The organism is Marinomonas dokdonensis (genome assembly GCF_052747885.1).
This window is the reverse complement of the sequence record NZ_JBRAND010000001.1, coordinates 847,797-870,983: the sequence shown is the minus strand read 5'-3', so window position 1 is coordinate 870,983 and position 23,187 is coordinate 847,797. Positions and strand designations below refer to the sequence as shown.

20 protein-coding genes are annotated in these 23,187 nt (G+C 44.3%); 14 read left to right on the top strand and 6 right to left on the bottom strand.

Annotated elements, in window-relative coordinates; translation table 11 throughout:
* The first annotated feature begins 6 nt into the window (after positions 1-6).
* Together mutY and ACUM5Y_RS04060 are read left to right on the top strand one after the other, a co-directional pair.
* Entirely contained in the window at positions 7-1,083 is a 1,077-nt protein-coding gene (gene mutY / locus ACUM5Y_RS04065; protein ID WP_445975573.1) for an A/G-specific adenine glycosylase, read from the top strand.
* A 493-nt stretch (positions 1,084-1,576) separates the two neighbouring features.
* Positions 1,577-1,861 (top strand): oxidative damage protection protein, encoded by a 285-nt coding sequence (locus ACUM5Y_RS04060; RefSeq protein WP_445975572.1) that lies wholly within the window; start codon positions 1,577-1,579, stop codon positions 1,859-1,861.
* Between the two features lie 70 nt (positions 1,862-1,931).
* On the opposite strand, the gene ACUM5Y_RS04055 is transcribed toward ACUM5Y_RS04060, so the two are convergent.
* Entirely contained in the window at positions 1,932-2,357 is a 426-nt protein-coding gene (locus ACUM5Y_RS04055; RefSeq protein ID WP_445975571.1) for a flagellar basal body-associated FliL family protein, read from the bottom strand.
* Between the two features lie 151 nt (positions 2,358-2,508).
* Here ACUM5Y_RS04055 and ACUM5Y_RS04050 point away from each other — a divergent pair, with 151 nt between their 5' ends.
* The 5 genes from ACUM5Y_RS04050 to trmB all read left to right on the top strand — a co-directional run bounded on the left by ACUM5Y_RS04050 (position 2,509) and on the right by trmB (position 5,858).
* A complete protein-coding gene (locus ACUM5Y_RS04050) occupies positions 2,509-3,012 on the top strand; it encodes a disulfide bond formation protein B (RefSeq protein ID WP_445975570.1) in 504 nt (167 codons plus the stop codon).
* Positions 3,013-3,151: 139 nt separating this feature from the next.
* Positions 3,152-3,622 carry a sigma D regulator gene (rsd, locus tag ACUM5Y_RS04045; protein ID WP_445975569.1) on the top strand — a complete coding sequence of 157 codons (471 nt, stop codon included), beginning with the start codon at positions 3,152-3,154 and terminating at the stop codon, positions 3,620-3,622.
* Positions 3,594-4,592: a WD40 repeat domain-containing protein gene (locus tag ACUM5Y_RS04040; protein ID WP_445975568.1), complete on the top strand. Its 999-nt coding sequence runs from the start codon at positions 3,594-3,596 to the stop codon at positions 4,590-4,592. Before rsd ends, ACUM5Y_RS04040 begins: the two co-directional genes overlap by 29 nt.
* 6 nt (positions 4,593-4,598) lie before the next feature.
* On the top strand, positions 4,599-4,991 hold the full coding sequence (locus ACUM5Y_RS04035; protein WP_445975567.1) for a DUF423 domain-containing protein: 393 nt from the start codon (positions 4,599-4,601) through the stop codon (positions 4,989-4,991).
* A 159-nt stretch (positions 4,992-5,150) separates the two neighbouring features.
* Positions 5,151-5,858, top strand: coding sequence for a tRNA (guanosine(46)-N7)-methyltransferase TrmB (gene trmB, locus ACUM5Y_RS04030; RefSeq protein ID WP_445975566.1), 708 nt, complete (start codon positions 5,151-5,153; stop codon positions 5,856-5,858).
* Positions 5,859-5,960: 102 nt separating this feature from the next.
* Here the strand turns inward: trmB and ACUM5Y_RS04025 are convergent, their stop codons facing one another.
* Positions 5,961-6,359 (bottom strand): H-NS histone family protein, encoded by a 399-nt coding sequence (locus ACUM5Y_RS04025; RefSeq protein ID WP_445975565.1) that lies wholly within the window; start codon positions 6,357-6,359, stop codon positions 5,961-5,963.
* Between the two features lie 342 nt (positions 6,360-6,701).
* Between ACUM5Y_RS04025 and ACUM5Y_RS04020 the strand changes: the two genes are divergently transcribed.
* The 3 genes from ACUM5Y_RS04020 to ACUM5Y_RS04010 all read left to right on the top strand — a co-directional run bounded on the left by ACUM5Y_RS04020 (position 6,702) and on the right by ACUM5Y_RS04010 (position 11,641).
* Complete coding sequence (locus tag ACUM5Y_RS04020) at positions 6,702-8,861, top strand: Tex family protein (RefSeq protein ID WP_445975564.1); 2,160 nt, start codon at positions 6,702-6,704, stop codon at positions 8,859-8,861.
* Positions 8,862-9,822: 961 nt separating this feature from the next.
* Entirely contained in the window at positions 9,823-10,275 is a 453-nt protein-coding gene (locus ACUM5Y_RS04015) for an REP-associated tyrosine transposase (protein WP_445975563.1), read from the top strand.
* Positions 10,276-10,732: 457 nt separating this feature from the next.
* Positions 10,733-11,641 carry a LysR family transcriptional regulator gene (locus ACUM5Y_RS04010; protein WP_445975562.1) on the top strand — a complete coding sequence of 303 codons (909 nt, stop codon included), beginning with the start codon at positions 10,733-10,735 and terminating at the stop codon, positions 11,639-11,641.
* Between the two features lie 83 nt (positions 11,642-11,724).
* Here the strand turns inward: ACUM5Y_RS04010 and ACUM5Y_RS04005 are convergent, their stop codons facing one another.
* Positions 11,725-12,315: an FMN-dependent NADH-azoreductase gene (locus tag ACUM5Y_RS04005; RefSeq protein ID WP_445975561.1), complete on the bottom strand. Its 591-nt coding sequence runs from the start codon at positions 12,313-12,315 to the stop codon at positions 11,725-11,727.
* A gap of 347 nt (positions 12,316-12,662) precedes the next feature.
* On the opposite strand from ACUM5Y_RS04005, the gene glmU reads away from it, so the two are divergent.
* Together glmU and glmS are read left to right on the top strand one after the other, a co-directional pair.
* Positions 12,663-14,024, top strand: a complete 1,362-nt coding sequence (gene glmU / locus ACUM5Y_RS04000) for a bifunctional UDP-N-acetylglucosamine diphosphorylase/glucosamine-1-phosphate N-acetyltransferase GlmU (RefSeq protein ID WP_445975560.1) — start codon at positions 12,663-12,665, stop codon at positions 14,022-14,024.
* Between the two features lie 111 nt (positions 14,025-14,135).
* Positions 14,136-15,962, top strand: coding sequence for a glutamine--fructose-6-phosphate transaminase (isomerizing) (glmS, locus tag ACUM5Y_RS03995; protein ID WP_445975559.1), 1,827 nt, complete (start codon positions 14,136-14,138; stop codon positions 15,960-15,962).
* A 422-nt stretch (positions 15,963-16,384) separates the two neighbouring features.
* Here glmS and ACUM5Y_RS03990 read toward each other — a convergent pair whose 3' ends face one another.
* The 3 genes from ACUM5Y_RS03990 to ACUM5Y_RS03980 all read right to left on the bottom strand — a co-directional run bounded on the left by ACUM5Y_RS03990 (position 16,385) and on the right by ACUM5Y_RS03980 (position 20,547).
* Entirely contained in the window at positions 16,385-17,101 is a 717-nt protein-coding gene (locus ACUM5Y_RS03990) for a 3'-5' exonuclease (RefSeq protein ID WP_445975558.1), read from the bottom strand.
* 4 nt (positions 17,102-17,105) lie between these two features.
* Positions 17,106-18,974, bottom strand: a complete 1,869-nt coding sequence (locus ACUM5Y_RS03985; RefSeq protein WP_445975557.1) for a putative nucleotidyltransferase substrate binding domain-containing protein — start codon at positions 18,972-18,974, stop codon at positions 17,106-17,108.
* A gap of 127 nt (positions 18,975-19,101) precedes the next feature.
* Entirely contained in the window at positions 19,102-20,547 is a 1,446-nt protein-coding gene (locus ACUM5Y_RS03980) for an MBL fold metallo-hydrolase RNA specificity domain-containing protein (RefSeq protein WP_445975556.1), read from the bottom strand.
* Between the two features lie 179 nt (positions 20,548-20,726).
* Here ACUM5Y_RS03980 and ACUM5Y_RS03975 point away from each other — a divergent pair, with 179 nt between their 5' ends.
* Together ACUM5Y_RS03975 and rfbB are read left to right on the top strand one after the other, a co-directional pair.
* Positions 20,727-21,905: a nucleotide sugar dehydrogenase gene (locus tag ACUM5Y_RS03975; protein ID WP_445975555.1), complete on the top strand. Its 1,179-nt coding sequence runs from the start codon at positions 20,727-20,729 to the stop codon at positions 21,903-21,905.
* A 215-nt stretch (positions 21,906-22,120) separates the two neighbouring features.
* Positions 22,121-23,185 carry a dTDP-glucose 4,6-dehydratase gene (gene rfbB, locus ACUM5Y_RS03970; protein ID WP_445975554.1) on the top strand — a complete coding sequence of 355 codons (1,065 nt, stop codon included), beginning with the start codon at positions 22,121-22,123 and terminating at the stop codon, positions 23,183-23,185.
* Positions 23,186-23,187 lie beyond the last annotated feature (2 nt).

Here is a 23,187-nt window from a genome sequence, read left to right as displayed (position 1 = left end):
TACTTCATGGATAATGCGACTTATATTGCACCGGTTGAGCAATTTGCTCACCGAGTGCTGGCATGGTTTGACGAGCATGGCCGTAAAAACCTCCCTTGGCAACAGAACAAAACCCCTTATCGTGTTTGGATCTCTGAAATCATGTTGCAGCAGACCCAAGTGACGACTGTGATTCCTTATTACCATAAGTTTATGAACTCATTTCCTTCTGTAGAAGACTTAGCGGCAGCACCCCAAGATGAGGTTCTGGCCCATTGGAGTGGGTTAGGCTATTACGCTCGAGCGAGGAATATGCATAAAGCGGCGCAAAAACTGGTCGCGGAGTTTGATGGAGAATTCCCACAAACCCTCGAAGGAATCTGTGAATTGCCGGGTATTGGACGCTCGACTGGGGCGGCGATTCTGTCCATTTCACGTGGGGCGCAGACGGCTATTCTTGATGGCAATGTGAAACGAGTTTTAGCGCGATTTCATGCGGTAGCAGTTTGGCCAGGAGAGCGCAAAACAGAAGCGGCTATGTGGGATTTAGCGGAAGCTTATATGCCTGCAAGTCGATGTGGGGATTACACTCAAGCCATGATGGATCTTGGTGCTACCTTGTGTACTCGTTCTAAACCTCAATGCTTGTTGTGTCCTTTGCAAGATGATTGCTTGGCGAGAATGAGCCCAGATCCAACGGCTTTTCCTGTGCGTAAGCCAAAAAAGGCCGCTAAGCCAGAAAAATCCATTCAACTGCTGGTGGTGTGTAATCAAGCGCAGCAGTTACTGTTGGAAAAGCGCCCGCAAACAGGAATTTGGGGCGGCTTATGGAGCCTTCCTGAGCTTGCCGAAGACGAGTCTATCGTGATGCATGCGGAACAAAGGTTTTTGACGCAAGTGCAAAATGTGACGGCTTTAAGCTCCTTTCGACATACATTCAGCCATTACCATTTAGACATTAGCCCTAGCCGAGTCGACATCGGAAAAATAGAGGGCGTGATGGAAAGCAATAAATATCAATGGTTTAGCCTTGAAGGCGCATTAGAAATGGGGATCCCCGCACCAGTGCGCAGCATATTATTGGAAGTGGCATCGACACGGTAAACACAACTTAACGACATGCATGATTTCCACCCCCCACAAGGTCCCCCTTTAGGGGGAAAGGTGCCTCAATGATGTTCCTAGGCAACATCATTTCCGCCTGCGGCTAAAGCCGCACCTACGAGGGACGGGGAAACGTGTCGCTTGATCTCTGCCCCAAATGTAGGTCCCCCTTCAGGGGGAAGAGTGCCTCAATTAAGACTCTAGGCAATGATGTTACCCTGTTTGGCAACATCAATTCCGCCTGCTTTTGTAGGTCCCCCTTTAGAGGGAAAGATGCCTCAATTAAAACCCTAGGCAATGATGCCACCCTGTTTGGCAACATGATTTCCGCCTGCTTTTGTAGGTCCCCCTTTAGGGGGAAGGGTCTCTCAATTATGGTTATAGGCAAGATCATTCCTACTCATGGGGAACCCATAAAAGAAAAAGCCCGCCTTGTTTTTTGATGGCGGTGACACCATTATGGAATTAATCTTTTATTTTATGAGTTGTTGTTATGGCGAATACCGTATTTTGTAAGAAGTTCAATAAAGAGTTGGAAGCGCTAGATCGAGCGCCATTGCCTGGGGCGAAAGGGCAGGAAGTGCTGCAAACGGTTTCTAAACAAGCTTGGCAAGAGTGGCAGCTTTTACAAACTATGATGATTAACGAGAAGCAATTGAATCTCATGCTACCAGAATCGCGCAAGTACGTGATGGAGCAAATGGATAAGTTCTTTAATAACGAGCCGACAGATAAGTTAAGCGGCTATGTTGATCCGAATGATATTGTTGAGCTTTAAATCTATTAAGCTTTGACTGCCAGCTTTATAAAATAAAAAACTGGTAACCAAAGCTTGCTCATTTTGTTTCTTACTGAGTGACAAAACTTGCGAATAACACATCAATAACAGGCTCTTGACCTGTCTCTTCTTTTAATACCTCATTGATTGCCACAGCAGCATCTTTTCGGGTTTGTTCACGAGCAATCGCACCTGACACTTGCTCTGGTGTACGAGTGCTCAAAAACATGACTAGGGTGTCTCTAACTAATGGCATGTTTAGGATAATCAAACCTTCATGGTTGCTATCAGTTCTCAGGTTTATTTTTGTTTTAATGTATTTTAAACGTGCGGCAGGTTCACCATAGTTCACAATAAAATCGGGTAGTAATTCAACGTAGACAGGTGTTGGAGCTGGCTCGTCTTCCGCTTTAATGTTGGTACTTAGTAACGATGCTGCTAATACAAAAAGCGTCAATAAAAGGTATTTGTTGTATGAGGTAAAGCCTAATGACATGGGTAAGTCTCGTGTTCGTTATGTTAGTTCGTATACTAACCGCCCTTTAAGGCTCATGTCAGCAGTATTTTGTGGTTGAGGAACTTCTTCTAGTAGAGAATGTCTGTAATAATCCCCTTCATCTATCGCTTCTTCTTGTTAAGGATACCTAATGTTCGAATTTGTAACAGCACGTCGCTTCCATGGTTTGGTTGCTTTTGCAGCATTTGCTTTGTTAGCCGTGGCTTTTTATATGGAATATCAAATGGGTTTAGAACCTTGCCCACTCTGTATGATGCAGCGAATTGCCTTTTTTGCTGTGGGTATTATGTCGTTAGGGTCTGCGTTGACTCAGAATCAAAAGGTTCGTCGTTTTTCAGCATGGGCTGTCGTGCTCTTTTCCAGTTTAGGGGCGGCCTTGGCGATGCGTCATTTGTATTTACAAAGCTTACCTGCAGATGAACTACCAGCGTGTCTGCCAGGCTTGAGTTATATGTTTGAAGTCTTCCCTTGGCAGGAAATCATGGAGTCCATGATTATGGGAACAGGGGAGTGTGGTGATGTGGTGTGGACCTTCTTAGGTTTGAGTATTCCGGCTTGGACCCTAGTGGCGTTTGCAGGCATGGCCATTGTAAATATATGGATCGCTATTCAATCGTCTCGCACAAAGGGGTGATTACTTAAGGTTACTTATTGCTACTTATTGTTGCCTTGCAGGGATAAATAGATCGGAATATGCTTGAAGACATGGACCAAACGATGGATGTTTTCCTTAAGCTTGGTCATGCCCTCACATTTTTTGGTGGAGATTCGATATGTTAGAAGGTTGCAAGACAGCGCAAGAACGATGGGGTGGTGTGCATGATATCATTGATCGCTTATTGGCAGGGCGTCGTGCCTTGGTCGAAGCATGTCAGCCACTGAAAGAGAAAAAACATTTAACACCCAAAGATACGCCAGACATTCAGTCTTTGTGTGAGTTGCTAATGGATTATGTGTCGGCAGGGCATTTCACCCTTTATGAGCAGTTGGCGTTAGAAGCACAAGATTTTGGTGATAACAGCGCCTTACAAATGCTTAAAAGCCTATTGCCAGAAATCGAAAGCAGCACTCAGTTGGCGATAGAGTTTAACGATAAATTTGATAATGCTGACCATTGCGACCAACAGCTAACGGATTTTCCGATTTCCATTCAAGCGCTAAGCCTAGTAATGACCGAACGGTTTCAATTTGAAGATAAGTTGATCAAGGAATTGCATGAAGCCCACAGTGAAAACGCTCACTAAATCTCTAACTAAAATGTCGCTGGTTACCTTGAGTGCCACTGTGCTCTGGTCTTGCTCGGCGGAAGCACCAAGCAGAACCGCAGAGTATGCGGTACAAGGCTTATATTCGGCGGTCTTGAGTGATGATGGCCGCAGTTCAGTCGTGGCTTCGATTCAGCATGGAGGCAGTTATTGGGACAACCCAAGAGGTGAGCGTCTTTATAACTGGAATCATCAGCAAGGAGAGTACACTCCGCTAATCAGTGTGGATATCGACCCGAGTGGTAGTTTTGCTTTAACGGGTGGGGCACGCACCTTGGTGTTATGGAATACAAGCAATGGTCAATCAGCAGGTTTTTGGAATACTCCGGGGGATGTTCGTTCCCTTAAGCTGACTCAAAATGGTGATCTAGCCTTGGTGGGTTTGGATGATCAGACCGCACGTTTCTTTGATGTGAAAAATGGTGGCATCAAACAAACACTGAGAACCGGTGCTGTGGTTCGAGCCGTTGATGTGTCACCTGATAGTAGGTTGGGCTTAACTGGCGATGATAACTACAAGGTTATCTTATGGGACATGCAAACCGGCGAGAAAAAACATGAATGGACATTAAATAACCGTATTGCCAGTGTCGCTTTGTCTGCCGATGGGCAATATGCCTTTGGTGCTGCTCAGTTAGGTAATGCAAAAATTTGGTCTACCGTGACGGGCCGTGAAGTGTTGGATATTGATACCGGTGCGCTAGAGTCTCGTAATGTCACCATTAGTCAGGCAGTCTTTTCTCAAGATCGCCGACGCTTACTGATGGGCACGGTTAACCGACGTGTCAGTTTGCTGAGTATTAGCACTGGAGAAGTCGAAAAAACTTGGGATTTGCATCTTAAGGACACCACTCGACCAACTGGCGCGAGAGTTCTCGCCCTTGCGTTTGGTACCGGCGGTAAATATTTTGCCATTGGCAGTAATGGTTATCTGAACGAGCTGCAATAAGTCTTCATGAACAAAAATTCAATGACACGATTACCTGTTTGGGGCGCGATATTCGCCCTTCAAGCAGCATTGTCTGTGGTCATGGGCGCTTTTGGTGCCCATGGTTTGGCTCATAAAGTGAACCCTCAAGCATTAGTTTGGTGGCAAACGGGCAGTGAATATCTCATGTATCACAGCTTGGCAGGCTTACTCGTCATTGCTTTAATTTCTCACATACATCATCCCGTGGGAATATTGCGTTGGTTTTTCCTCGGTAATTTTCTTTTCGCTGGAAGCCTTTATATAATGACGCTTACAGGTTTCACATGGCTTGGCATGATTACCCCATTAGGTGGTTTAGCCTATCTAATTGGCTGGGGGTTATTCGTATGGCGCTTTGTTCGCAGTTCTAGCAACTAAATATAACCATTCTGAATACTTCTACCTGCGCTTTGAGCAGGACAAAAACTTTTATTTCGGTTAGCATTAGCGCCATTCAAATGATAGAGCTGAGCGTTAATCGCCAACCTTCATTCTGACCCCTATTTTATTCTACGAAAGTGTGAACACGACAAGACCATGCAAGATCAAAATACAGAAAATAAAGAACCGGTAAAAAAACGTACTATACGCAGTTTTGTGGTTCGTGGTGGTCGTATGACCGAAGGGCAGCAAAAAACTTATGATGCAAACTGGGCCGTATATGGTCTTGAATTAGCCGCAGGGCGTATCGATTATACAGAAGTCTTTGGCCGTGAGTCAGACGTGGTGCTTGAAGTGGGCTTTGGTATGGGGGCGTCTCTAGTTGAAATGGCCCGCTTAGCGCCAGAAAAAGATTTCATCGGTATTGAAGTTCACCCGCCAGGTGTGGCAAAACTTATGATGCTGGCACAAGAACAAGGAGTGACGAACCTTCGTGTTTACTGTGACGACGCTATTGAAGTCATGGACAAATGCCTGCCACAAAAAGCCGCTTCCGCTTTTCAATTATTCTTTCCAGATCCTTGGCATAAGAAGAAACACAATAAACGCCGTATTGTGCAGCCATTATTTGCGCAACAAGTGGCCAGTGTTTTAAAGGCTGGTGGCTATTTTCATATGGCAACCGACTGGGAGCCCTATGCAGAGCATATGCTTGAAGTTATGGAAGAGCAGGGTGAATATGCCAATGCGGCGGGCCTTGGGCAATATCATCCGCGTCCGGAGTGGCGTCCATTTACTAAGTTTGAGCAACGTGGCGAAAAGCTTGGGCACGGTGTTTGGGATTTAATATACAGTGTTAAATAAATACCAAATTGTATTTGTATGATTAAATAAAAAAGCGACATAAAGTCGCTTTTTTATTTACGGAACTAATCGAGCATTAGTTTATTTAAATAAGAAAGATTCTTATTTAATTTCTACGCTATCACGGCTGTTACCAGCATCGAAGTATTCTTGGAATACTTTAGGTGTGCGGCCACGGCCTGTCCACTCATAGACTTCGCCGTCTTTTTCTAGACGGTATTTAGGATCAACGGTTTTACCTTTCGTTGCGCCAACTTTAGGTGCTGTTAAAGCGCTAAGTTCGTCTAATGTAAGGCCGCTTTCTGCGATTAGGCGTGATATCTCTTCAGCACGAGCAGACTTGATACGTTGCTCTTCTTGTTGAGCTTGCTCTTCTTCTTTCGCTTTCTCTAGGGCTTTAGTGAAGCCTGCGATAAGGTTTTCAAGTTGTGCTACGGTTAGTTCTTTGGCTGCAGCGCGAGCTTTTGCTTTGTTGCCTGCTAATTCTAGTAATAAACTCATGGATATCCCCTATTGATCGGTTAAGAGCTGTTAAAATATTATCTTGCACTGAAAAACGAGATCCATCCTGTACACTCAGTGAAAAGTGCTTAAAACTAATTTATGGATGAACGTGTCTACCAATAAAAAAGCGTATGACGGTTGTTTCTATCATTATCTGTAAGCATTAGTGTAGGCTAAGATAAGCTGTTTGCTTGCCTTTGACCAAATAAAAACCATAGATAATTGGAAAATAGAAAAAACACTTATTGTCTTCGAGTAGGATTCTAATAAAAAAATTAACAACATGCTAATAAAATAACCGTGAAAATGCAGACTGAAAGTGTAAGGAATAAGTAATTTATGTATTCAATATCAAAAGCACTTAGTGAAGAGTTTGGGATATTAAAGAAATATAGCGATAACATTATTTCTTTGTTTGACGAGGGTGCCACAGTACCTTTCATCGCTCGTTACCGAAAAGAAAGCAGCGGAGGAATGAGTGATTTAGATTTACGATTATTTCACGAGCGCTGGCAATACCTAACAGATTTAGAAAAGCGAAAAGCCGCAATACTGAATCTATTAGATGCAATAGATGAAGTGCCTGAGATTCTTAAAAAGAAGGTGCAAAGCGCAAGTTCAAAAGTAGAGCTGGAAGACCTTTATTCACCCTACAAAAAGACTCGAAAAAATAAAGCCGATGAAGCGATTCAAAGGGGTTTAAAGTCTTTGGCCGCAGCTATCTGGTCTGGTGAAACTTCCCCTCATCCTGTATCTGTTGCTCAATGGTGCCAACAAAACAATATCAAGATGAAGGCAGACGCTGCATTAGACGGCATAGAATCTATCTATACGCAAGCTATGCTAGATGACAGTGAAATATTAAAGCGGGGTAGGGAGTTACTGCTAAAGCAAGGCTACATAGCGAGCCGAGTATTAAGGGGAAAGGCGAGTGCGGCCGAGAAATTCCGCGACTACTTTCAATACGATGAAAGAGTAAGTAAAACCCCTCCTCATAGATTGCTGGCATTGTTTCGAGGGAAAAAAGAAGGTTTATTAAAAATTACTATTTCTTTACGAAATGATGATGGCTTTCCAAATGAACTTTATTTGTCTAATTTAAATACTTTATTTCACTCAGAACAGAAGAATCAGCCTCTTAGCCCATTGCAAAGAAATTATTTAGATATAGTTTGGAAGAATAAATTACATAGTAAATTAGAAAGCGATGTTCTTGGTACATTAAAGGAGAAAGCAGAAGAGGGCGCGATTAAAGTCTTTAGTGATAATTTAAAAGACCTTCTAATGGCTGCACCTGCTGGAGGGCATCGAGTAATCGGTGTGGACCCAGGCTTCCGAAATGGTGTTAAACTTGCGGTGATTAATGAACAGGGTGATGTTCTAGATCATCAGGTTATTTACCCTCACCCGCCTCAAAATCGCTTAACTGAAGCCAGTGAGACCCTTAGGCACTTAATTCAACATCATCAAGTCAATTGGGCTGCTATCGGAAATGGCACAGCTTCAAGAGAAACTGAAACACTTTTGCGGAAGGTTATAAGCCAGTTTGAATTAAATTGTCAGGCTGTCGTGGTCAGTGAAGCTGGCGCTTCTGTATACTCAGCGTCACCTGTCGCGATCGAAGAATTCCCTGACCTTGATGTCACCATACGGGGGGCGATTTCCATTGCGCGCCGTTTTCAGGACCCGTTAGCAGAGCTGGTTAAAATCGATCCGCAGGCGATAGGTGTCGGGCAATATCAACACGATGTAAAAGCGTCGAACTTAAGTCAAGCCCTTAGCAATGTGGTAGAAGATTGTGTTAATAGTGTGGGGGTAGACTTAAACCTCGCCTCGGCTTCGTTACTTTCTTATGTTTCCGGGCTAAGTGAGCGGCTAGCGAAGAATATATTGGATTATCGACAACAAAAAGGCCGTATTGAATCTCGTCGTGAGCTATTAAAAGTAAAAGGCATCGGCGAGAAATGCTTCGAACAATGTGCCGGCTTTTTAAGAATTTTAAATGGTAAAGAGGTTTTGGATCAATCTGGGGTTCACCCAGAATCTTATATTGTAGTGGAATCGATGGCGGCGCGCTTAGGAATGCAAAGTAGACAACTCCTGGCGAACACGGTAGCCATTGCTCAAATTAAACAGCAAATGCCAGAGTTTGCTAATGAGGGAAGCTTCACCTATCAGGATATCTTAAGTGAGCTAGCTAAGCCAGGGCGAGACCCTCGTCCTGAGTTTCACTATGCTTCCTTTGACCAGCAAGTTCAGTCTATCGAGGACTTACAGCCAGATATGGAGTTGGAAGGCGTCGTCACGAACGTCGCCGCTTTCGGTGCCTTTGTTGACCTAGGTGTTCATCAAGATGGGTTGATCCACATATCTCAACTGGCAAATCGCTTTGTAAAAGACCCTAGAGACCTAGTGCGAGTGGGGCAGGTTGTAAAAGTCACTGTACTAGAGATCGATGTTCAGCGTAAACGCATAGCCCTAAAAGCTAATGGTCTATAGATGTAAGTGTCCTATGGAAGCGTCGGACGATAATGGTTATTTTTGAATTCATGATCTCAGCTTCCAAGCGTAGATCCCCCTTTAGGGGGAAAAGTACCTGAATTAAAACCATAGAAAATGATGAAATTCCGATTGGTCACATAATTTCCGTGTCCCGCTAAAGCGGTACCTACAATGGGGCATCAATATAAATGAGGCAGATTTTGTAGGTCCCCCTTTAGGGGGAAAGTGCCAGAATTCAAACCATAGAAAATGATGAAATTCCGATTGGCCACATAATTTCCGTGTCCCGCTAAAGCGGTACCTACAATGGAGCATCAATATAAATGAGGCAAATTTTGTAGGTCCCTCTTTAGGGGGAAAGTGCCAGAATTCAAACCATAGAAAATGATGAAATTCCGATTGGCCACATAATTTCCGTGTCCCGCTAAAGCGGTACCTGCAATGGAGCATCAATATAAATGAGGCGGATTTTGTAGGTCCCCCTTTAGGGGGGAAAGTACCTGAATTCAACCCCTAGGCAATGATGTAATCCTGCTTGATAGCATGATCTCCGTGTCCAAATGTAGGTCCCCCGTTAGGGGGGAAAGTGCCTGAATTTAAACCATAGGCTTAACTGTGACTCAGTTAAGCTGCATGATCTCGGCTTTCCGCTGAAACGGTTTCTACAAAAGATGGTTCTCATAAAAACAACAGAGAATTATCACAATAAGTTACGGAAGAACTATCTCATTAAATAAAATGGATGTTTCTGTAAGTGACACCCGTGAACGTGTGATCAAATGAAAACTCAGCAGCAAATATACACCGAAGGTTTTACCATTCCTTACATTCAATCGGGCAATCTTAGAGTAAATTTAAATCAGACAGAGGGCACGGATGCCTTAGCCTCCAGGATGGGGGCTCTGTCGCTTCTTTTCCTTTCTAGAATACCTAATCTTTCTTGTACAGCGAGGCCTTTATGCCTTGGACGAACCATAGGATTGGTCGTCATACGACCCATCATGGCGAATATTTCATTACCTTCAACACTCAATCCCGTATTAACTATTTTGATGACTATGAACTAGCAATGTTGTTTTGTCGTCAGCTTGCGGGTCATGAAAAGACATGCAATTGCGAGTGGTTAACTTGGGTACTTATGCCGGATCATTTTCATGGATTATTAAGGCTAAACTCTTCCTCAATAGAGCTTGCGAAAGTGATTGCTATATTAAAAGGAAATAGTGCATTAGCTCTTAATAGAAAACTAAATAAAGGTGGAAAGTTTTGGCAAAAATCATTCTACGATAGGGCGTTAAGAGTGGAGGACGATAGAATAAAGGTCGCAAGATATATCGTGGCCAACCCAGTTCGAAAAGGTTTGGTGGCAAGTGTAAAACAATATCCGTTTTGGGACTCGGTGTATTTATAAGTATAAAATAACTTAGATTATTCCAGACGTTCCAAGCGTAGGTCCCCCTTTAGGGGAAAGTGCCTGAATTCAAACTCTAGGTAATAATGTAATTCTGCCTGGCTACATGATTTCTGTATCCAAATGTAGGTCCCCCTTTAGGGGGAAAGTGCCTGAATTCAAACTCTAGGTAATAATATGATCCTGCTTGGTAGCATGATTTCCGTGTCCCGCTAAAGCGGTACCTACAATGGGCATCAATATAAATGAGGCAGATTTTGTAGGTCCCCCTTTAGGGGGAAAGTGCCTGAATTCAAACCCCAGTCAATGATGTAATTCTGCTTGATAGTATGGCTTCCGTTCCCGCGATAATATCTATAAAAACAACCATTAATTTGATATGAATGGTGGCTTTTTCTCTCAAATAATCTAAAAATACGATATGTCTATGAAATGTTAATTTTCTAAGGAATCCCTAGTGAAAGCCCCAAGAGTCACTTTAGATCAATGGCGTGTGCTGCAAGCGGTTATCGACCGAGGTGGTTTTGCCCAAGCGGCCGACGCTCTGCATAAGAGTCAATCGTCCGTTAGCTATACCGTGTCTAAGTTGCAGGAGCAGTTAGGTTATCCCTTGTTATCCATCGAGGGGCGTAAAGCCCAACTTACCGAGCGTGGTGAAGTGTTGTTAAGGCGTTCTCGTCATTTAATAAAAGAGGCTATTGAGCTGGAAGAGTTAGCCCATACGTTAGGTAAGGGCTGGGAGCCAGAGCTTGAGGTGGTGGTCGACCAGATTTTTCCAACTCCGGCACTATTGCGAGCCTTAAAAATGTTCGAGCCCCAGAGCCAAGGAACCTTGGTGCAACTTAAAGAAATGGTATTAAGTGGTGGTGTTGAAGCGTTAAAAAATGGCCATCCAGATATCGTGTTATGTTCGGTTGTCCCAAAAGGCTATTTGGCAGACCCTATTGTTGCGGTCGAGCTGGTGGCGGTGGCGGGCACTGGACATGATCTATTTCAAGAAAGTCTTCCTATTGATAATGAACGACTTAGTCGAGAGCTGCAGTTAGTTATACGAGATTCGGCTGTTGAAACCTCTATGGATGCTGGTTGGTTGGGGAGCAATCGCCGTTGGACGGTTTCCAGCGTGCAGTCAGCTCTAGAAATAGTCGAAAGTGGGATAGGTTTTGCTTGGTTGCCAAAAGCGGATATTGGCGAAGCTTTAGAAAAAGGGCTGTTGAAACCTTTGCCGCTTGTTTCAGGAGCGGAAAAGCGCATTCAGGTTTATGCCATATTGGGCAAAGGGGAAAGAACCGGCCCCGCCGCACGACTATTAGTGGAATTGTTACAAGCTGAATGTCGTAAGTGTCCAAGTCAAGGTCGCAACTAATTGCTGGCCTTGGCTTGGTGACTTACTAGGGGCGATAAAGGTTGCAGGGTTAATGCAACCTTTATCGCTTGAAGGGGAAATAGTTACCAAGCGACGATTTGATCTTTCGCTTTATTAAAGGCTTCTGCGCCAGGCTCTCCCATAGCTTGGCCACCCGCTGTGGCGACGTTTTTCACCTGAATACCCAAGAAATTCAAAAAAGTTTTGATGTAAGGTAATTGATGATCAACAGGTGTGCCTTCCAAAAAGCTACCACTAGCGGTGAACACGTAGGCATCTTTGTCTAGTAAACCCACTGGACCTGTTTCTGTGTATTTAAAGGTGCGCCCAGCACGAGCGATATGATCGAAGTAAGTTTTCAAGGTCGAGGGGATGCTGAAGTTATAAATCGGCGCTGAGATGACCAGCACATCTACTTTTTCTAACTCTTCAATCAGCTCGTCACTGATCGCGACAATCGCTTGTTGCTCAGCTGTACGTTGCTCTTCAGGGGTAAATAAAGCTGCTAATGTCTGGCTAGTGAAATGAGGTAGCGGCTGAGCGTTTACATCGCGTTCTAACACCTCACCATTTGGATTATCTGCTAACCATTTGTTGATAAAAATATCTGCCAATTGACGAGATTTAGATTGCTCGCCAGCGGCGCTTGAGTCGATTCGAAGTAATGTTGTCATGTGTCATTCCTTTTTAAATTAATGATGCAATGGCAGCATATTAATATCTATAAAGAAGATGTAAAAGCGCAAAAAATCTATACAAAGCATCAATTTAATAGATATAAAACCAATAACTAAACCCCGTAGGTCAGCCTTCAGGCTGAAGTAGAATCTCATAAACGTAAAATTGTTCGCCAATTCATGCGAATCAATTGTCAGCATAAATGCCGACCTAGGAAACTCTACTCCCTTATATTAAATTTTGTCATTTTTTTTGTGACAATTTCGCTTGTTCGATTTTCGTTAACGCGGTCTAATTAACACAATCAATTTATTACCTAAAATTCCACTCTCAAGGATGGCGAATGAACCAAGATATTGTAATTCTGGCGGCAGGTAAAGGCAGCCGCATGAAATCGGCTTTTTCAAAAGTACTGCATAAAATCGCGGGCGAGGCCATGGTGTGCCGAGTGTTGAAAACCGCTAGTGCGTTATCTGGTGCTAATTTACACCTAGTGGTCGGGCATCAAGGCGAGCAAGTCGCTGCAGCTTGTCAAGATTTTTCTGCCAATGTAGTTTGGCAAAATGACCCGCAAGGTACAGGTGATGCCCTGCGTCGTGTGGCCCCTAGTTTGCAATCGACAGGCGCAACACTGACGCTTTATGGTGATGTGCCGCTTATACGTCAGGCCACACTTGAAAAGATGATGGCTTTATCCACCCCAAACACCTTGGTGTTACTCACTATTTCGCTTGTTAATCCAACTGGCTATGGTCGTATCGTACGTAATGCACAGGGCCAAGTTGAAGCCATTGTCGAGCAAAAAGATGCCACGCCAGAACAACTAGCCATCCAAGAAGTAAATACCGGGATTTTGCTAGCGCCAAATGAACACCTTCAAGGTTGGTTAGCATCTCTAACCAATGATAATGCCCAAGGGGAATATTACCTGACGGACATTATTGCTATGGCGGCCCAAGCGGGTGTAGAAATTGTGACTGTGCAGCCAGAAAGTGAAGCAGAAGTAGCTGGGGTGAATGATCGCGTGCAACTGGCTGCTTTAGAACGTGAACTACAAACTCAGCAAGCCATTACTCTAATGCAAAATGGTGCCACTTTGTTAGATCCAGCACGTATAGATGTACGTGGTGAGTTGACTACCGGACAAGATGTAGTGATCGATGTGAACTGTATTTTTGAAGGCAAGGTAGTGTTGGGTGATGGCGTACAAATCGGCGCTAACTGCCACCTAAAAGATTGTACCGTTGGTGATAACACAATTATTAAGAGCAATAGCCTAATCGATGATAGCCGTGTGGGGGAGAGTTGTGATATTGGGCCATTTGCCCGTTTACGCCCCGGTACTGAGCTGGCGAATAAAGCCAAAATTGGTAATTTTGTTGAGACGAAAAAAGCCATTATTGGCGAGGGCAGCAAGGTAAACCACTTAAGTTACATTGGTGATACGGAAATGGGTGCTCATGTGAATGTGGGTGCTGGCACCATTACCTGTAATTACGATGGGGTAAATAAACATCTTACCCAGGTGGCCGATAACGTTTTTATTGGTTCGAACACCTCTTTGGTGGCACCGGTGCAAGTGGCCGAAGGGGCGACAATTGCCGCAGGTTCGACCATTACTAAAGCCGTGGGTGAGAAAAAATTAGCTTTTGCGCGCGCGCACCAAGCCAATAAAGACAATTGGCCGCGGCCAACTAAAAAATAATTCAAAAGGGTCTCTAACCTTAAACGAGACTCCTTAAACAAATAAAGCAATTTAAACTTAAAGATAAAAGGCTGTGGGGCGAAAGCGTCGACGCAGGCAGAGGGAAGAGATATGTGTGGAATAGTTGGTGCCATCGCGCGTCGTAACGTAGCAAAAATATTAGTAGAAGGCCTGAGTCGCTTAGAATATCGTGGTTATGACTCTGCTGGCGTAGCGATTAACAATGAAACTGGCGTATTCGCACACCGCGCTGTGGGCAAGGTGCAAGCGCTTAAAGATAAGTTTGCCGAACAACCGCTGGATGGAAAAATTGGTATTGCTCACACTCGCTGGGCCACACATGGAAAACCAACCGAAGCCAATGCCCACCCGCACTTTTCTGGCGACGACCTAGCCTTGGTACATAATGGTATTATTGAAAATCACGAGCCATTACGCCGTGAATTACAAGCCAAGGGTTATGAATTCAAGTCAGAAACCGACACTGAAGTGATTGTTCACCTTATTCACGATGCGCTGCAAAGCGAGCCAGATCTATTAAAAGCCGTGCAAGCTAGCTTACTGAAATTAGAAGGTGCATTTGCCATTGGTGTGGTGCAAAAAGATGATAACGAGCGGTTTATTGCCGCTCGTAAAGGTAGTCCTCTTGTCGTAGGTGTTGGTATCGAAGAAAACTTCGTGGCCTCTGACCAGTTAGCACTATTACATGTCACTGACCAGTTTATCTTCCTAGAAGAAGGGGATGTGGTCGACGTTAGCCGTGATGCTGTGGTGATTTATGACATCAATGGCGAAGTGCAAGAGCGCCCAATCAGTGTGTTTAATCACAACGTAGATGCGACAGATAAAGGCGAATACCGTCACTACATGATTAAAGAGATCTACGAGCAGCCAAGTGTGATCAGTGCCTGTCTTGAAGGTCGTATTAGCGAGACAAAAGTGCTGACCAGCTGCTTTGGGGCCGATTCGCAGTTCCTCAAAGACGTGGAAAACATACACATTGTTGCCTGTGGTACCAGTTACCACGCAGGCATGGTGGCGAAATATTGGCTCGAAGACTTAGCGGGACTACCTTGTAGCGTCGAGGTTGCCAGTGAATATCGCTATCGTAAAGTGGCGGTACCGAAAAATACCTTGTTCCTAACCTTGTCTCAATCTGGGGAAACAGCGGACACCCTAGCGGCGTTGCGCATGGCCAAACAGCTTGGCTATTTAACCACCTTGGCCATCTGTAATGTCCCATCCAGTACGCTAGTGCGCGAGTCAGCACTTACTCTGCTAACCAATGCGGGCGCTGAAATAGGTGTGGCATCGACCAAAGCCTTTACCACCCAGTTGACGGCATTGTTGATTACTAGCGTGGCGATAGCAGTTGAAAACGGCTTATCAGCAGAGCGAGAAAAAGAGCTAGTGCAAGCCATGCGTTCGCTACCGGCTCATGTGGATGCTGCGCTAAAACAAGATGCCAATATTAAGCGATTGGCTGACCGTTTTGCGAATAAACATAATGCTCTTTTCCTTGGTCGTGGCGCTATGTTCCCGATTGCCCTAGAAGGCTCATTGAAACTTAAAGAAATTTCTTACATTCACGCTGAAGCTTACCCAGCAGGGGAACTTAAACATGGTCCATTAGCGCTGGTGGACGAAAACATGCCAATCATCACCATGGTGCCTCATAACGACATGTTGGATAAATTAAAGTCCAATTTACAGGAAGTCGCTGCCCGTGGTGGGGAACTTTATGTCTTCGCTGACAAAGACACGGAGCTCGATAATGAAGAGAACATTACCTTCACTGAAGTGCCTAAGGTTGAAAGCATACTAGAACCTATAGTGCATACCATTCCACTACAGCTATTGTCATACCATGTAGCCGTGGTGAAAGGCACCGATGTTGATCAGCCGAGGAACCTAGCAAAGTCCGTAACGGTCGAATAACCCACCGTCTGTAGGTCCCCCTTTAGGGGGAAAGGTGCCAAAAACCATCCCACAGACAATGATGAAAACCCGATTGGCCGCATTATTTTCACATCCCTTTGTAGGTCCCCCTTTAGGGGGAAGGGTGCAAAAATCATCACACAGGCAATGATGAAAAACCGATAGGCCACATTATTTTCACATCCCTTTGTAGGTCCCCCTTTAGGGGGAAAGATGCCAAAAATCATCCCACAGACAATAATGAAAACCAGATTGGTCGCATTATTTTTACATCCCTTTGTAGGTCCCCCTTTAGGGGGAAAGGTGCCTAAATTAAAACCCTAGGAAATAATGCTACCTTGTTTGGCAACATCATTTCCGCCTGCGGCTAAAGCCGCACCTACGGGAGACCGAGCAAGCGTATCGTAATGATACTCATCGCTTTAATGAATCGGTTTATACACGCCGCTTAATAAAGGAGGTGTTTTACCGTAGATGATTTTGGTCAGCACGAGAAACAATTCACCTGTGGCAATGGAGTCTGATAGGGCATTGTGGGCCAAGTAGGGGGGAAGTTTGTGTCGTTCTCGTACTGAGGCGAGCTGAAAGTCGCCGCTGGCGGCATCGTTTTTATTACGCAGCAAGGATTTCTCGATCACTAGTGTGTCTAGCCAAATCAGCGGCAAGGGTGGCAAACCATAGCGGTGTTTCAGGTAAGCATCGATAAAGTGTTTCTCAACCACTGTGCCGTGGGCTATGAGTATTTTGCCTTTCATGGCACGAAACAAATCTTCCATGGCGTCATCAAAGGGCTGACCTGAGGAGAGCATCTCTGGTACTATGTGGTTAATAACCGCTGCTTCCGCTTTGACATATTTCTCCGCCTGAACGTAGGTGTGCACCGACGTGCTTATGTCCACCCGCATTTCTTTGATAGACAGGTAACCAATGCTCAATATTCTATCTGTCTTTGGGTCTAGTCCTGTGGTTTCTAAGTCAAACACCAAGAACTCTAGGTCTTTTAACTTAGCTTCAGGTGACGGGTAAGGCTCACTGAGTAGGTCGACTATGTGTTCAGGCAAGTTACCTTCATTTAATCGAGCTAAGCGCTTTTTTTCTAGCAGAGAAATAGGGTGAAAGCGGTTGAGTAGGCTTTTCATCGCTTTATACCCCGCTAAACTTCAATTTCGCTGCATCTTGCAGATTCGAGATAATCCTAAAGGCGTCTTTCAGGTGGGTGCGTTCGAAACTGCCAAAGAAGTTCGGGTCGATGTTGTTCCCCGGGCTTTCCCCTTTCTTTAGTGCTTCTAGTTGATGCAGATAGCGTAATTGGTTAATAAAGCGGTAAGCCCCAGTGATGTTTTTAAAGGCATCTTCACTGAGCACGCCTTTTTTATGGGCGAATTTGAAACGCTCTGCGGTATTAGTGGAAGTACAGCCAACGGATAGTCCATAGATACGAGCCAGATCTACCACTAGGGTAATGGCGTAACGTTTGATGTTTAGGGTGTTAGAATTCTCACCGCTTTTTTCCAGTACCAAGCTATTAAAGATGCCCAGAGGTGGGTTGACGGATACCGCATCGCTAATCAGGGTTGCTAGGAAATTACGGTTTTGGCTGATCAGCTTATATAAATGTTGCTGAAGCTTGTCGTTGAAGTCGGCTTCCCCGTAGATGCTGCGAGTTTCTAAAAACACACTGGTATTTAGCAATGTCTCGTGGTCCGGTACTGTGACCCATTTTGTGTAGTAATGCTTCCAAGTACTGAGTTTTTGTAACCATTTTGGATTGGCAGCCATGAAGTTGCCGGGGCAGAGTTGGAAGCCGCATTGGCCGAGTGAACCACATACATAATTTGCCATGCGTTTAAAGTACTTCATATCTTCTTCACTGGCATTGTCTTCGACGATTAAGGCGCTGTCTTGGTCGGAAGAGATATGCACTTCATTTCGGGCATGGGAACCGGCCACTATCCAAGCAAATTTACAAGGGGCTTTGCCGAACTTCTCTTCAGCGATTTGGATAAGGCGGCGATTGTACGCATCATAGATCATCCCCATCACTTGCCCGATGATTTCGGAGCTAACCTTGCCCTCCACCATAGCTTCGAAAATGGCTTGGCGCTCTTGGGTAAGATCAGACAAGCCTTTAATGGTGTTGGTGTGCTTTATAGTATCGATTAAGAATATCGCTTGAATGCGGTTCTTTTGCACCATGTGGGTGGTGGTGAGTAAACCATGCACCTTATGGCCACTGACTACAGGCAAGCTACGAATGTTGTTTTGCATCATCAGTGCGGCGGCGGTGAGCACCAAATCATTTGGTCCAATCGTCAGAGGAGACTTGGTCATCACTTCGCTGATTGGGCGATCGGTGCTGACGCCATCGGCAATGACTCGCTTGGTCATGTCTCGGTCGGTAATCACCCCAACAATACGGCCTTTGTTTTTGACGACGGCGGTCGAGATGCGCAGCACATTGCGCATTTCATGGGCGACTTGTTTTATCGTCATATCTGAAGTGACAACCGCGGGAAAGCTGGTGGCCACTTCGGAGACTTTTTTCACAAAGATGCCTTTGTCATTATCGGACCAGACGACATTGAGGGCATTCTGTAAGCGAATTTGTGCTTGAGATGCAAAGTGCTCGGCGTATTGAGGGTGTTCTTCTAATAATGTATGTAGATCTGTATGGGGTATTAAATACAGCAGAGTGGATTCAGCGGCAATGGCGACACTGTACTCGTCTTCACCACCGGCGTTGTTTTCCAAAAAGGTAAATCCAAACAAGTCTTGGGGGCCAAGTTTGGCACGTAACACGCCATTGGCTTTGCGCTGCTCCATTACCCCAGTACGAATAATGTAAAGAAAGCGGCGAGTATCATCAGGGTGAAAATCAATTTGCTCACCACGGCTCAAATAGGTAATGCTCACACAGCCTGCTAGCTGGCGTTGTAATTCTGGTGGGAGCTTATCAAAAGGGTCAATATGAGAGATGAATTCGAGGATATTCGGCAATAATGACTGAACCATTGGGCGTCCCTAAAGAGTAATGATGTATTCGCAACGTTAGTATTTTTATTTGTAATACAATATAGCGGATTCACCTAAAACAGCCAACCTAAATGTAAGCTTGCCTTCTGTACTCTTATTCAGGGGTTTATTCGGTGGGGATCACGGCTTCAACACCTTCAAACGTTTGATGAATTAATGCCTGTAACGCCCGCTTGGCCTGCTCATCCCCATGGACGATATGAACCCTTTGTGGCTTTACCCTCATGCGTTTTATGAAATTTAATAAATCTTTTTGCCCCGCATGGGCTGAATAACCACTGATCTGCTGAACCTTGGCGTTTATTGCATAAGCTTGGCTATCTAGCATGACATAACCATTGGGCTTGTTGTGATAACGCAATATATCTCGACCCGGTGTGCCTGCGGCTTGATATCCCACAAACAATAGATCATTGCGTTTATCTGTGAGTAAAGCTTTTAGATAATTAACGATACCCCCACCGGCGCACATTCCGGAGGCGGCAATAACAATGGCTGGGCGGGTTTGGCGCTGAAGGTAAGCCACGGTTTGCAAATGTTCTTGATGGCTATTGATGGTTGTTACTTGCTCAAAATCTAGCGGATGTCGCCCTGAACGAACACGACGATTGGCTTCTTTATCCCAATATTGTGCTAAAGACTGGTAAACGCTAGTAAAGCGACTGGCCAGAGGCGAATCAATGATGATGTCGATGTCTTGCCAATTGAGGCGTTTTCCAGAGCGAGTGCGGCTCACAGCTTTGTTCTGATTAAGGTGGATGATGTGCTCAAGCTCATAAAGTAGCTCTTGAGTACGGCCAATGCTAAAGGCAGGAATTAATACGCATCCAGAGTCCTGCAGGGCATGCTCTATGGCTTGTTGTAACTTGTGACGCCTGCTAGCACGGTTTTCATGATTTTTATCTCCATAAGTGCTCTCTATTACTAGCTGATCGGCCCGATAAGGCGGCTTTGGTGAACAGAGCAAAGGTGAGTAGGGCGCGCCTAAATCCCCTGAAAACAGCACATCATGATAGCGTTTACCTTGAGCTTTGAGCTTGTCATTGCTAACACGAAATACGCCATAGGCAGAGCCTAGAATATGACCTGCTTGGCCTAATTTCAGTTTGACGGTGCTGGTGGCTTGGCTCGGTAGCGGGATGCTCTGCCATTCACCATATTCAATCGGGTGCAGCTGTGAGGCTAAGCGCTGTAAGCAGGCTTTTATAATGCTGGCATTGCGCGTCACACCGACTTTTAACGCATCTTCTATCACTAAAGGCAGTAGCTCCGCACTGGGCATAGAGCAGTAAATCGGCCCTTTAAAGCCTGCGGCTAATAAATAGGGCACTCGACCAACATGATCAATGTGCACATGAGTGATGAACAGAGCTTGTACACAGTGGATATCAAACTCAATCGCTAAGTACTTACTACTCGCTCTTTTACCTGAAATTTCGGCCCCTTGAAAAAGCCCGCAGTCTATTAAGATGGAATGGTTATCATCAATAAACAGCTCATGACATGAGCCCGTTACGCCTTGCACCGCTCCTTGGTGTTTTATGGTTAGCATGCATACTTCTTTATACAGTTGCTTTTTAAATCAAGTGTAGATGAATTTCGAAGAGGGAAGTTAAGAGTTGGTTGGCTAGTTTTTTCAAATTTGGCTGTATTATTTCCTTAATAGAAGAGCTTTACCCTGTGAGCAGGTGCCGTATGGCAGTTACATGTTCTAAATTTGGGTGAAGCTAGATGAGAAAGTACAAAATTGCAGTGGCTGGTACAGGCTATGTTGGTCTATCGATGTCTATGTTGTTATCACAGAATCATTCTGTGGTCGCCATGGATATTGATGCTAAGAAAATTGACCTGTTAAATGAAAGAGTTTCCCCTATACAGGATGAAGAAATACAGGATTTTCTAGTTTCAAAGGAGTTGGATTTTACTGCGACAACAGATATAGAGCTGGCATATATCGGTGCTGACTTTGTTGTTATTGCAACGCCAACAGACTATGACCCTGAAACCAATTACTTTAATACATCCTCTGTGGAAAGCGTCATTACTGATGTACTAGCAATTAACCCTAGTGCCGTGATGGTCATTAAGTCGACTGTGCCAGTAGGCTACACAAAGAGTATCAACAAGCAGTTTGATACCAATAACATCCTTTTCTCTCCTGAATTTCTACGCGAAGGTAAAGCCCTTTACGATAATTTATACCCTTCTCGTATCATTGTGGGTGAAGTGTCTGAGCGAGCGAAAGTTTTTGCAGGTTTATTGCAACAAGGAGCCATTAAACAAGATGTTGAGCTGTTGTTTACTGATTCAACTGAAGCCGAAGCTGTGAAGCTGTTTTCCAATACTTATCTTGCCATGAGAGTTGCGTACTTTAACGAGCTGGACTCTTATTGTGAGTCTCATGGATTAAGCACAAAGCAAGTGATAGAAGGCGTCGGATTAGACCCTAGAATCGGTAATCACTACAACAACCCCTCTTTTGGTTATGGTGGCTATTGTTTGCCGAAAGATACCAAGCAACTGTTAGCAAACTATGAAAATGTCCCAAATAACCTGATTCGTGCCATTGTGGATTCTAATACGACTCGTAAGGACTTCATCGCAGAAAGTGTATTAAAACAAAACCCTAAAGTTGTAGGTATTTATCGCTTAGTGATGAAATCTGGCTCAGATAATTTTCGAGCCTCGGCTATTCAAGGAGTGATGAAACGTATCAAAGCTAAAGGTGTTGAGGTTGTGTTGTTCGAGCCTGAACTTGAAGAAGACCGCTTCTTTAACTCGAAAAATTATCGTGATTTAGACGCCTTTAAGGTTGCAGCTCATGTCATCATTGCTAATCGTATGGCAGATGGTCTGAGGGATGTTGCTGAAAAAGTATATACAAGAGATTTGTTTGGTAGTGACTCATAGGGGTAAGCAGCTTTGTTGAACATAAGGTAATGTGATTAATGCTTTTTACTTATTCAAGATGATTTTGTTTTTTATCCTACCCTGCGACTTTGATATTTCTTCTCTGATACGAGACGCAATGTATAATCACTTCTGATAAAGGGGTTAGATGTCTAGTGTTAGTGTTATAGTAGGGTTTTGATTTCAAAAATGAACACATTAGATCGGAGTGATGTATGAGACTTCTGGTTACTGGAGGGGCTGGTTTCATCGGCTCTGCTGTAGTAAGACATATTATTGGCAGAACACAAGATACTGTTATTAACTTAGATAAGTTAACGTATGCTGGAAACCTTGAATCCCTCTTATCAATTGAAGGTAGCAGCAGGTATATTTTTGAACACGCTGATATTTGTAATCGCGCGGCACTTGATCGTATATTTTCTCAGCATAAACCTGATGCTGTTATGCACTTGGCTGCAGAATCTCATGTTGATCGCTCTATAGATGGCCCTGCTGCATTTATCGAAACAAATATCGTAGGGACTTACACGTTACTGGAGGCTGCGCGCCAGTATTGGAATAGTCTAGATACTGAAAAAAAATCTACCTTCAGATTTCATCATATTTCTACTGATGAGGTGTATGGAGATTTAGAAGGAATTGATGATTTGTTCACCGAAGATACCTCTTATGAACCTTCTAGTCCTTATTCGGCCTCAAAAGCCTCATCAGATCATTTGGTTAGAGCTTGGCAACGTACTTATGGTTTTCCTACTCTGGTTACTAATTGCTCAAATAATTATGGCCCATTTCACTTTCCAGAAAAACTTATCCCTCTCATGATTCTTAATGCGTTAGAGGGTAAAGCATTGCCTATATATGGTGATGGAATGCAAGTACGTGATTGGCTATTTGTCGAAGATCATGCACGTGCACTATACAAAGTTGTGACTGAAGGTGAGGTTGGCGAAACCTATAATATCGGAGGACATAATGAGAAAGCGAATATAGAAGTTGTGAAGGCTATTTGTAGTTTACTTGAAGAGTTGGCCCCTGAAAAAGCTGAAGGTGTTAAGCAGTATATAGATCTCGTTACTTATGTAAAAGACCGTCCAGGGCATGATGTGCGGTATGCAATTGATGCAAGCAAAATCGAGCGTGAGCTTGGATGGAAGCCTGAAGAGACGTTTGAATCTGGTATTCGTAAGACCGTTGAGTGGTATTTGAATAATAAAACATGGTGGAGCCGCGTGCTAAGTGGTTCGTATAGTATGGAACGTTTAGGTTCAGGGGAATAGCG